Annotated in this window: 11 protein-coding genes; 5 read left to right on the top strand and 6 right to left on the bottom strand. The window is 69.6% G+C overall.

Annotated elements, in window-relative coordinates; all coding sequences use genetic code 11:
- Both ACWELQ_RS25650 and ACWELQ_RS25645 read right to left on the bottom strand, forming a co-directional pair.
- Nucleotides 1-1,491, bottom strand: a 1,491-nt coding sequence (locus ACWELQ_RS25650) for a WD40 repeat domain-containing serine/threonine protein kinase (protein ID WP_452399598.1), incomplete at its 3' end; no start/stop codon positions are given.
- Nucleotides 1,492-1,625: 134 nt separating this feature from the next.
- Nucleotides 1,626-2,384 (bottom strand): NUDIX hydrolase, encoded by a 759-nt coding sequence (locus ACWELQ_RS25645; RefSeq protein WP_452399597.1) that lies wholly within the window; start codon nucleotides 2,382-2,384, stop codon nucleotides 1,626-1,628.
- A 77-nt stretch (nucleotides 2,385-2,461) separates the two neighbouring features.
- Between ACWELQ_RS25645 and nadA the strand changes: the two genes are divergently transcribed.
- The 3 genes from nadA to nadC all read left to right on the top strand — a co-directional run bounded on the left by nadA (nucleotide 2,462) and on the right by nadC (nucleotide 6,369).
- Nucleotides 2,462-3,502: a quinolinate synthase NadA gene (gene nadA / locus ACWELQ_RS25640; protein ID WP_452399596.1), complete on the top strand. Its 1,041-nt coding sequence runs from the start codon at nucleotides 2,462-2,464 to the stop codon at nucleotides 3,500-3,502.
- 34 nt (nucleotides 3,503-3,536) lie between these two features.
- Entirely contained in the window at nucleotides 3,537-5,318 is a 1,782-nt protein-coding gene (locus tag ACWELQ_RS25635; RefSeq protein ID WP_452399595.1) for an L-aspartate oxidase, read from the top strand.
- Nucleotides 5,319-5,508: 190 nt separating this feature from the next.
- On the top strand, nucleotides 5,509-6,369 hold the full coding sequence (gene nadC / locus ACWELQ_RS25630) for a carboxylating nicotinate-nucleotide diphosphorylase (RefSeq protein WP_452399594.1): 861 nt from the start codon (nucleotides 5,509-5,511) through the stop codon (nucleotides 6,367-6,369).
- 51 nt (nucleotides 6,370-6,420) lie between these two features.
- On the opposite strand, the gene ACWELQ_RS25625 is transcribed toward nadC, so the two are convergent.
- The 3 genes from ACWELQ_RS25625 to ACWELQ_RS25615 all read right to left on the bottom strand — a co-directional run bounded on the left by ACWELQ_RS25625 (nucleotide 6,421) and on the right by ACWELQ_RS25615 (nucleotide 8,492).
- Nucleotides 6,421-6,603 (bottom strand): hypothetical protein, encoded by a 183-nt coding sequence (locus ACWELQ_RS25625; RefSeq protein ID WP_452399593.1) that lies wholly within the window; start codon nucleotides 6,601-6,603, stop codon nucleotides 6,421-6,423.
- 84 nt (nucleotides 6,604-6,687) lie between these two features.
- Nucleotides 6,688-7,164, bottom strand: coding sequence for a tellurite resistance TerB family protein (locus ACWELQ_RS25620; RefSeq protein WP_452399592.1), 477 nt, complete (start codon nucleotides 7,162-7,164; stop codon nucleotides 6,688-6,690).
- Nucleotides 7,165-7,313: 149 nt separating this feature from the next.
- Nucleotides 7,314-8,492, bottom strand: coding sequence for a winged helix DNA-binding domain-containing protein (locus tag ACWELQ_RS25615; protein WP_452399591.1), 1,179 nt, complete (start codon nucleotides 8,490-8,492; stop codon nucleotides 7,314-7,316).
- 146 nt (nucleotides 8,493-8,638) lie between these two features.
- Here ACWELQ_RS25615 and ACWELQ_RS25610 point away from each other — a divergent pair, with 146 nt between their 5' ends.
- Nucleotides 8,639-9,607 carry an alpha/beta hydrolase family protein gene (locus tag ACWELQ_RS25610; RefSeq protein ID WP_452399590.1) on the top strand — a complete coding sequence of 323 codons (969 nt, stop codon included), beginning with the start codon at nucleotides 8,639-8,641 and terminating at the stop codon, nucleotides 9,605-9,607.
- Nucleotides 9,608-9,707: 100 nt separating this feature from the next.
- On the top strand, nucleotides 9,708-9,998 hold the full coding sequence (locus tag ACWELQ_RS25605) for a hypothetical protein (RefSeq protein ID WP_452399589.1): 291 nt from the start codon (nucleotides 9,708-9,710) through the stop codon (nucleotides 9,996-9,998).
- Nucleotides 9,999-10,000: 2 nt separating this feature from the next.
- Here ACWELQ_RS25605 and ACWELQ_RS25600 read toward each other — a convergent pair whose 3' ends face one another.
- Nucleotides 10,001-10,378: an ABC transporter permease gene (locus ACWELQ_RS25600; RefSeq protein WP_452399599.1), complete on the bottom strand. Its 378-nt coding sequence runs from the start codon at nucleotides 10,376-10,378 to the stop codon at nucleotides 10,001-10,003.
- Between the last annotated feature and the right edge of the window lie 156 nt (nucleotides 10,379-10,534).

The raw sequence follows: 10,534 nt of genomic DNA, 5'->3' as shown, positions 1-10,534 counted from the left end.
GCCGACCGCCAGCAGCGCCCCGTCGGGGCTGAAGGCCACGGCTTCGAGTCCGGTGCACGCGCCCGGGTTCAGCGGCGGCCCGTCGGGCTGGCGCGCGTTCACGTCCCACAGCTGTGTGGTCCAATCCCCTTTGGCGCCACCGGCGGTCGCGAGCAGCGCGCCGTCCGGGCTGAAGGCCAGGGCGTGCACGGCGTGCCCGGTCGCGAGGGGTTCGCCGGCGAGCTTGCGGGTGCCCATGTCCCACAGCCGCACCGACTGATCGAAACTGCCCGAGGCCAATTGCGCGCCGTCGGGGCTGAAGACGACGGACTGGACCACATCGCCGTGCCCGGTGAGCACGCCGTCCAGGGTCGCGGCCGTCGAAGGCGCGGGGCCGGGGGAGGAGCCGCCACCGGAGTCGAGTTGTGTGACGGCCGTGGCGATGACGGCCGCCGTGACGGGAACGGTGATCGCGCCGCCGATCAGCAGGGCGCGGCGGCTGATGCGCCGGTCGGCGGGCGGCGCGATGGTCGCGTCGGTGGTCGCTGTCTTCGGCTTGGTGTCGGTGGCGCTCCTCGGCAGTGGCCCGGTGCTGGATGCCGATGCGGGCGCGGACTTTTCGTGCGACGACTGGTCCGGAGTGGGGGTGGGGCGGCGCAGCGTGCTGGTGTTGCCGCGCGGGCCGAGCGCGCGATGCGCCGCCTCGGCGAGGTCCGCACAGGTCCGATACCTCTCGCTGGGATCCTTGGCCAGCGAGGTGACGATCACCGTGTCCAGCCCGCGCGGGAGATCGGGCCGCCGCGCGGTGGTCAGCGGGACGGGCTGACCCAGGTGCGCGGCGATCACGGCGGCCTGACTGCTGCGCGGGAACGGCGGATGGCCGGTGAGCAATTGGTAGAAGGTGCACCCCAGCGAGTAGATGTCGGCGCGATGGTCGGTGGGCCGCTGGTCGGTGAAGCGTTCCGGGGCCGTGTACGCCAGCGACGCCACCACACCGGAATGCGTGGTGGTGTCGTCGAGGGTGCGGGCGATCCCGAAATCGCTGAGCAGGGCGCGTTCCCCGACCCGCGGATCGTGCTCGATCAGCAGATTCGCCGGTTTCACGTCCCGGTGCAGCACGCCCTTGCTGTGCGCGTAGTCCAGGGCGTGGGCGGCGTCGGTGATCAGCCGGATCGCCTGCTGCACAGGCAGTCCGTCGGGCCACGGCGTCAGCAGCGAGGTCGCGTCACCGCCGTCGATGTGCCGCATGGCCAGCCACAGGGCCGGATCCTGGGGGCTGCTGCGGTCGTAGATGGGAATGATATTGGGGTGGTCGAGCTCGACGGCCAGGATCGATTCGCGTTCGAAGGCCAACCGCGCCTTGGGATCCGCGGCCAGGTCGTCATTGAGGACCTTCAGCGCCACCCGGCGGTTCATGCGTGGATGCCGGGCCAGGTACACCGCTCCCATACCGCCGATGCCGAGCATGCGCTCGACGGTGTACCCGGCAAAAATCTCCCCCGCCCGCAACACCGGAAGTCCGAACCTCTCCTAGCCTTGTCCGGCACTTCAGGATCCAGTGCGGCACAACGGGAAATGTAACCCAGCATTCCGGCGCGCGCGAGCCGATGCCGCGACACCGGGGAAGGTGATCTCGGCAACACCGCTCAGCTGGGCGGGCGCAGCGCGGCGAATTCGTCGGTCACCCGGATCTCGGAGTCGGTGAAACGATAGACGGCGGCCGGTCTGCCACCCGCGCGGCCGGGGGAGGCGGTCTCCCCGGTCGGGGTGATCACCTTGCGCCGTGACAGGACTCGCTGCAGGTTGGTGGTGTCCACGTCGTAACCCAGCGCGGCGCAGTAGATCTCGCGCAGCGTCGACATGGTGAACGTGGCCGGGGCCAGGCCGAAGGCGATATTGGTGTAGGAGAGCTTGGCGGCCAGCCGGTTTCGCGCGTGCCGCACGACCGTGCCGTGGTCGAAGGACATGTCCGGCAGATCCGAGACCGGATGCCAGCGGGTGTCGTGCGGGACGACCGGCTCCGCGGTCATCGGGACCAGGCCCAGGTAGGCCGAGGCGATGCGTCGGTCGCCGGGCACGCGATCGGGATCACTGAACACCCACACCTGTTCGAGGTGGGTGAGCTCGCGGACGTCGACCTTCTCGGCGAGCTGCCGGGCCGCGGAGGTGTCGAGATCCTCGTTCTCGCGCAACCGGCCGCCGGGCAGCGACCAGGTGCCGATGGCGGGCTCGAGGGCGCGTTCCCACAGCAGCACCGCGAGTTCGGTGCGATGACCGGGCGGACAGCGGTCGGAAACGGCAATCCCACCCACGCTAGTGCTCTCACCTGCACGTTTGGTGTCGGGGAAGCGACGAACCTGGAACACCGCGGTGAGCGTTTCGTGGATGGTGCTACGATGGGCCACGTTTTCGATCCTAAGTCGAAAACCGGTTGGATGCGAATCGGCGAGGTGGCCGGTCGCATGAGAGAAGGAGCCATCCCATGGCTGCAGCAACGGGCGCGACACTAAACCTGACCGAACGCATCGCGGACGGTCCGGCGGGCTTCACCGGCGTGGACGCCACCCCCGAATGGGCTGCCGAGATCAAGCGGCTGGCGCGCGAGCGCAACGCCACGATCCTGGCGCACAACTACCAGCTGCCCGAGATCCAGGACATCGCGGATCACGTGGGCGACTCCCTGGCCCTGTCCCGCATCGCGGCCGAGGCCCCCGAGGACACCATCGTGTTCTGCGGCGTGCACTTCATGGCCGAGACCGCGAAGATCCTCAGCCCCGAGAAGACCGTGCTCATCCCGGACCAGCGCGCGGGCTGCTCGCTGGCCGACTCCATCAGCGCCGAGGAACTGCGCGCCTGGAAGGCCGAGTACCCGGACGCGCTGGTCGTCTCCTACGTGAACACCACCGCCGCGGTGAAGGCGCTGACCGACATCTGCTGCACCTCCTCCAACGCCGTCGACGTGGTCGCCAGCATCGACCCGGACCGCGAGGTGCTGTTCCTGCCCGACCAGTTCCTGGGCGCGCACGTCAAGCGCATCACCGGCCGCGAGAACATGCACATCTGGATGGGCGAATGCCACGTGCACGCGGGCATCAACGGCGACGAGCTCAACGAGCAGGCCCGCACCCACCCGGACGCGGAACTGTTCGTGCACCCCGAATGCGGTTGCGCCACTTCGGCGCTGTACCTGGCGGGCGCGGGCGAGTTCCCGGCCGACCGGGTGCACATCCTGTCCACCGGCGGCATGATCGACGCCGCGAAGGCCGCCAAGTCGAACCAGGTTCTGGTCGCCACCGAGGTCGGCATGCTGCACCAGCTGCGAAAGGCCGCCCCGGGCATCGACTTCCAGGCCGTCAACGACCGCGCCTCCTGCCAGTACATGAAGATGATCACCCCCGCCGCTCTGCTCCGCTGCCTGGTGGAGAACCGCGACGAGGTCCACGTGGATCTCGAAACCGCTGCCCTGGCTCGTAATTCGGTGCAGCGCATGATCGAGATCGGCAACCCCGGCGGCGGCGAATAGCTCCCGCCTTCCCCCGTCAGGGGAGGGATGAACAATGGTGAATACATCGATTTCCATCACCTGGGAAGCCGAAGCCGATCTGGTCGTCGTGGGTGGTGGGGTGGCGGGACTGACCGCCGCCCGCACCGCCTCGCTGCGCGGCCTGCGGGTGCTGACCCTCAGCAAGGGCGGTCCCACCGACACCTCGACGGCTTACGCGCAGGGCGGCATCGCCGTCGTCGCGCCGCACGGGGATTCGGTGGAATCGCACGTCCAGGACACGGTGATCGCCGGGGTCGGACTGTGTGACGCCGACGCGGTGCGCTCCATCGTCGAGGGCGGGCAGCACGCGGTCGCGGCCTTGACCGACCTGGGCGCGGTGTTCGACCACGGCCGCGACGGTGAAGTGTCGCGCACCCGCGAGGGCGGGCACAGCACGCGCCGCATCATCCACGCGGGCGGCGACGCCACCGGCGCGGAGGTGCAGCGCGCGCTCAACGCCGCCGGGTTGCCGGTGCTCTTCGGGGCGGCGGTGCTCGACATCGTGACCGGACCCGAGGGTGTGCGCGGCGTGATCGCCGTGTCCGACAAGGGATTCGGCATCGTGCACGCCCCCGCCGTGCTGCTCGCGACCGGCGGTCTGGGCCAGCTGTACGCGTGCAGCACCAACCCGGCCGGTGCGACCGCCGACGGCATCGCGCTGGCCCTGCGGGCCGGGGCGCTGGTGTCGGATCTGGAGTTCCTGCAGTTCCACCCGACCGTGCTGTTCACGCCCGGCGGCCTCGGCCGTCGCCCGCTGATCAGCGAGGCCGTCCGGGGCGAGGGCGCGATTCTGGTGGATTCCGAAGGCAATTCGGTCACCGAGGGCGTGCACCCGCGCGGCGATCTGGCCCCGCGTGACGTGGTCACCCGTGCCATCGCAGCCCGCATGCAGGAACTCGGCACCGATCACGTCTATCTCGACGGCCGGTCCATCGAGGGCTTCCCGCAACGCTTTCCGACCATCACGGCCTCCTGCCTGGCCGCCGGGATCGACCCCACCGTCGATCTGATCCCGGTCGCCCCCGCCGCCCACTACCAGTGCGGCGGCATCCGCACCGACCCGCACGGCCGCACCACCGTCCCCGGCCTCTACGCCGCGGGCGAGGTGGCCCGCACCGGATTGCACGGCGCGAACCGCCTCGCCTCCAACAGCCTGCTCGAGGGTCTGGTGGTCGGCGAACGCGTCGGCATCGCGGCCGCCGAACGCCAGGGCGCGGCCCGCCCGATCACCGAGGTCGGCCCGCTGCGGTTCCCGCGCGCCGACCGGAAACTCTTGCAGGAACTGATGTCCGAGCACGCCGCCGTGGTGCGCGACGGCGACGGCCTGCGCGCCGCCATCCTTCGCATGGTCGGCCTCGTCGCCGACAACGCCGCCCCGGACATCACCGTGCGATGGGCATTGAACGGCACCGCATCCGACACCGGCCATCCAACAGACGACGGTGTGGATCCCGGCCAGCAGCCTGCCGGGATGACGAACGGGCTGGCCGGGCTCACGAACCAGGCCGACGGCGGCGCGAACGGGGCTGGCACGCACGCCGATTCGGCGGCGGCGATCGTGCGGGAGTTGGAGGATTCGGCGCTGACTCTCACCGCCCGGGCGCTGCTCGTCGCGGCGGCGGCGCGCACCGAGAGCCGTGGCTGCCACACCCGCTCGGATTATCCGGAGTCACGGGAGGATTCGCGGCGCAGCACGGCGGTGCGGCTGGGATCCGACGGGCGGCCGAAGCTGGTTGCCGACGGTGTCGAGACCGGGCAGACGTGGGGCCGGGTTCCCACGCCCGCGAGCTCGTGACGGGCGCGGCGGCGGCGATGCCGACCTGGGCAGCGCGGCACCGCGGCAGCGATCGTGCGGGCGGTGCGGCCGGATCCCGCGACGCGGTCACATCCGAGATCGATCGCAGCCCTGAACAAGTCATCGCACCGGGCGCTGGGCAACTCATCGCACCGGGTGCTGAACAAGTCATCGAACAAGGAGTGGCGCAATGACTCTCGATGCTGGACTGGATCGCGACGCGGTCGTCGCGTTGATTCGTACCGCCCTCGAGGAGGATCTGCGGTACGGGCCCGATATCACCACCATGGCCACGGTGCCCGCGGACGCGGTCGCCAAGGCGGACATGGCTTCTCGGCAGGCGGGGACGGTGGCCGGGCTGGATGTCGGGCTGCTGGTGCTCGACGAGGTGATCGGGGCGGGCAATTACGAGGTGACCGCACGGGTCGCGGACGGGACCCGGGTGCAACCGGGGGACAAGGTGCTGAGCCTGGTCGCGCCGACGCGCGGGCTGCTCACCGCCGAGCGGACCATGCTGAATCTGGTGTGCCACTTGTCCGGGATCGCCACGGCGACCGCGCAGTGGGTCGATGCGGTGGCGGGCACGAACTGCCGGATTCGCGACAGCCGCAAGACCCTGCCGGGGATGCGGGCATTGCAGAAGTACGCGGTGCGGGCCGGCGGCGGGGTGAACCACCGCATGGGTCTCGGCGATGCCGCGCTGATCAAGGACAACCATGTGGTGGCCGCGGGCTCGGTGGTTGCCGCCTTGCGTGCGGTGCGCGAGCTGAACCCCGACATCGAATGCGAGGTCGAGGTGGACAACCTCGAACAGCTCGACGCCGTGCTCGGCGAAGACGTCGAACTCGTACTGCTGGACAACTTCCCGCTGTGGGCCACGCAAGCGGCCGTGCAGCGCCGCAATACTCGGTCGCCGCGCACCAAACTCGAGTCCTCGGGCGGACTTTCGCTGGATATGGCGGCCGAATACGCGGGCACCGGCGTGGACTATTTCGCCGTCGGCGCGCTCACCCATTCGGTCCGGGTACTGGATCTCGGACTCGATATGTGACCGGCGTGATTCGTCCCCGGCGTGCCACTCGGCCGGGGACGAATCACCTGCTCAGCGCCGGTAAACCGGCGGGTCGACCAGCCAGCCGACGCCGCCGCAGCCCGTGCACAGAATCGCCGACCCGTTGGGCGTGTAGCCCGCCGAACCGGTGCCTTCGCACCAGGCGCAGTAACGCCAGCCCCGATTCGGGTGGACGGTGTCGAGCAGAATATTGAGGAACCCTTGAATCGCCATGCAGAGTGAATCTCCTCGCTAGGCATCAAACGTCCCAAGAATGCGGCACGCGGCCAGTCACTGTCCAGCAAAAGCCAGAGGGCTTTACACACCGAATTCGTGTGGGTCCAAGTGCAATACCTGACAAGCCTCGCGAATCACCGTCATCGCGTGCGCGTCGAGTTCGCCGTCGATTCGCCCGACCTGCACCCCGATCCGCACCACCGCGCGCGCCTGCTCCGGATGTTCGGTGGCCTTGGCGATCTGCGCCATCGCGTACGCATGCCCGAACGCCGGATCCATGATGAGCCGGGCGCAATTGTCCTCGAACAGATTTCGCAATGCGTCGGTGGACAGCCGCCGCAGCACCTCGTGCGCCCCGGCCATCTGCGCGACCCGCATGCGCGCCGCCGGATCGATGCGGCCGTCGATCGCCGACAGCACCGCGCACATGCCGATCGCGGCATCGCGGAACGTCTCGCCCCAGTGCTCGCCGGAGGGCAGACCCGTCGAATCGGGGTGTGCGGACTCGGGATCGGTGGGGGTGGATGCCGGGGAGACCAGCCGATTCGTGAACGCCATGACACACTCCGAAAACTCGCCGAACCCGTGGACCTCCCCAAGTCCGAGTCCGGATCGTGCGAACAACAATTCCGACAGTAACACCCCTACCGCCCGGCGGGGTCGCAGAATTTCTCCGAATACTCGTGCGCAGCAACCACACAGAGTGCTCAGGCGGTGAGTTCGCGCTCCACAGGGGTGCGGAAGCGGGGGATCGCGCGCACGTCGCCGTAGAAGGCGTGCATCCGTTCGGCTTCGGCGTCGATGGCTTGCTGTGCCGCTGAACCCACGTCCTCGAGCAGCCGCCACACGATCTCCCCGTCCGGCCGTTGCGCCCAGCCGCCCACGATGCGGCCGTCCCACCAGACGGTCGGGCCGATATTGCCGTTGCGGTCGAACAGGGCGGGCTGATGCGCGCCGAGATACCACTCGCGCGACTGCCAGCCCATCGGTGTCGGGTCGAGAGCGGGCAGCAGGGCCGCCCACGGTTCCGGCGCGGGCGTGGGTTCCAGGTCGTCGGCCAGCACCAGGCCGGTCTCACCGCCGAGATCCACCTCGGCGGTGTCCAGCAGCGCCAGGGTCTTGCGGACCTCGCCCAGCGTCCAGCCCGTCCACCATTTGAGATCGCTGATCGGCGCGGGGCCGAAGGCGCGCAACCACTTCCGGACCAGCTCGGCGCGGGCCTCCTCGAGCGGCGGCGGCGAAATCCCTTCCGGGATCCAGGATTCGATGGGAGCCCAGGTGTATTGGCTACTGGCCCAACTGCCGTTGGGGCGGCCGCGCACGATCCGGCCCTCGCAGCCCAGCGCCACCAGGATCCAGGTGGTGATATTGGTCGGCTTCGAATAGGGCTTGCCCGGCGCGGTGTCCACCTGGGTGCGCAGGCGCGGCACGTCCTTGCTCAGTTGCGCGCCCGTCGCGGAGCCCCGGGCCAGCAGTGCCGCGTGCGTCTCCCGCTCGACGTCGTTCCACCAGGCCAGCAGATTGCCCTCCACCACGTGCTGCTGCTCGAGGTAGCGGCCGTAGTTCTTGCGCTGCTTGTGCGCAAGGCCGTCCGCGATCGAGGACTGCAGGACCGGCACCAGCTCCAGGGGTGCGATGAACATGGTGCGGCGCATGGCCAGCAGTCGCAGCAGCGTCCGATCGTCGTAGAGCGCCTTCTCCAGATGGCCGGGCTGCACGCCCACCCCGCGGACCGCGACCGACAGGAACACGGTGGCCGGATCGGTGGCGTGCAGTGCCACCACCGACCGCACGATCTCCTCGACCGCCCCCGTGCGAGCCTCGGCGGCCAGCCGGTGCCGCATACCCAGTCGAGCCCGCCGCTCCGCGACATCCATCGAACGCATGGGCGAATCCTAGCCTCCGGCACTCGGATTCACGGGTTTCCCGTTCGGATGAGTTCGATGCGGACACCGCGCGGCGTGGGTACCCGGCCGGGCGGCGGCCACGTGCGACGATGCCGGACGTGGGTGGTCGCAGACGAAGAGCGCGGGTGATCTTGACGGTCGCGGGCCTGCTCGCGGCGACGATGATTGCGGCACCGGCGGTTTCGAGCGCGGCCCCGGAGGGCGCGTCGGCGCCCTCGAACGGCGTGTCCATCCGCCCGGTCACGCTGACCGTGGACGGAGAGGCCGCCACCGGCCGCGTGTACGAACCCGACGGCGGCGCACGGGCTCTCATCGTCGCGGTGCACGGCCACGACGGCAGTGCCAGCGACTTCCCCGACTACATGGCCTCGATCGTCCGCGCCACGGGGGCTGCCCTGGTCACCATGGATCAGCGCTCGGACGGCAGCGTCTGGCGCACGGGGGAGTGGAACGTGTGGGCCGGGTGGCGCGACACCGTCGCCGCCACCCAGTGGTATCGCGGCGAACATCCCGGTCTCGGACCCACGGTGTTGTGGGGTTGGAGCCAAGGCGGAGTCACCAGCGGGCTGGCCGCGATCTACGCGCCGCCCGGCACCTACGACTACTGGGTGGACACCTTCGGCCACGCCGGGGACGTCACCGCCTGGTTCGAAGCCGACCTCGCGGGTCGCACCATCCGCACCGAAATCGAACGCGACGCGGGCAATTGCACCCCCTTCACCTGCCCGCAGGCCTACATCGACCGCTCACCGGTCCTGATGGCCAACCGCATCGGCGTCCGCCACACCATCCTGTTGCACGGCACCGCCGACCCGTTGGTCCCCTACTCCTCGTCGCTGGAAATGCGGGCCGCCCTCACCCTCGCGGGCAAACCCACCTCGCTCTACACCGTGGCCACCGGCCGAGACCTGCAAGGCAATATCGTCCCCGGCGACCACGGCATCAACCCCGTCTTCTTCGAATCCGGCTGCGCGGTCCAACGCCTGCTCCTCGGCACCGAACCGGTCTCCGGCAACGCCGACTACTACATCGACATCGCCGCCGGCGTCGACACCGCCCCACCCGCCCCACCGAACGCCAAGTGCGCCGCCTGACTGTGATCCTGCTCAAACCCTCCTAACAGTTACTGCTCAGCAACATATAGGCCCAGTGACTTACAGAGCAGTTTCCAAGCCGTCTCCACAGGAGGACCCCATGAAGCGCCGTGCCGCACTACTGACCGCAGCCGTCTCCACCGCCCTCGTCGCGCCCCTGCTGACCACCGCCACCGCCTCGGCCGACATCTGGCAACCCTTCCCCGGCATCTCCATCCCCCTCCCCGACGGCCTCTTCCGCGGCCTCCCCGGCGTCATCCCCACCCCGCCCCCGGCCCCCGACACCTCCCACACCGAAGGCGCCCCCTGCGAGGGCGACGGCCACTGGGTCCACCTCGACGGCGGCAACGCCGCCCACTACGGCACCCAATGGCTCTGCGACCACAACTGACGTCAGTCGACGCTGACCGCCTCCACAATATTGAGCCGTGCCGCCCGCACGGCCGGAGGTATCGAGCCGAGCAGGCTCAGAGCCAGTGCGGCGAAGGTGAATACGAGCAAGGCCGGGCCGGGGCGGAAGTGGACGTCGATGCCGAGGGTGTCGGTGGCCAGTAGGGAGTAGAAGTACTGGTTGGTCAGGCCGAGGAGCACGCCCAGGGCCGCGCCGATGAGTCCGATGGCGGTGGCTTCGGTGAGGACCATGTGGAGGGCGAAGCGGCGGCTGGAACCTACTGCTCGGAGGATGCCCAGTTCGCGGCGGCGCTCCAACAACGCCAGCGTCAGGGTGTTGAGGAGGGCCAGGGCGGCTATGAAGGCCACTATGACGAGCATGACCTGGGAGAGGACGAGGCCCTCCTGCATGGCTCGGCTGACGCCGTCGAGGGCGGCGGGGTGGAACCCGGCGAGGGCCTGTTCCTGTACGCGGGAAACCTGCACGCGTATCTGCGCGGCGTCGGCGTCGAGATCATGGCCAACTCCGACAATGTC

It is taken from the genome of Nocardia sp. NPDC004722 (assembly GCF_053601505.1).
The sequence above is the reverse complement of the archived record's forward strand: the minus strand, read 5'-3'. Positions and strand labels throughout refer to the sequence as shown.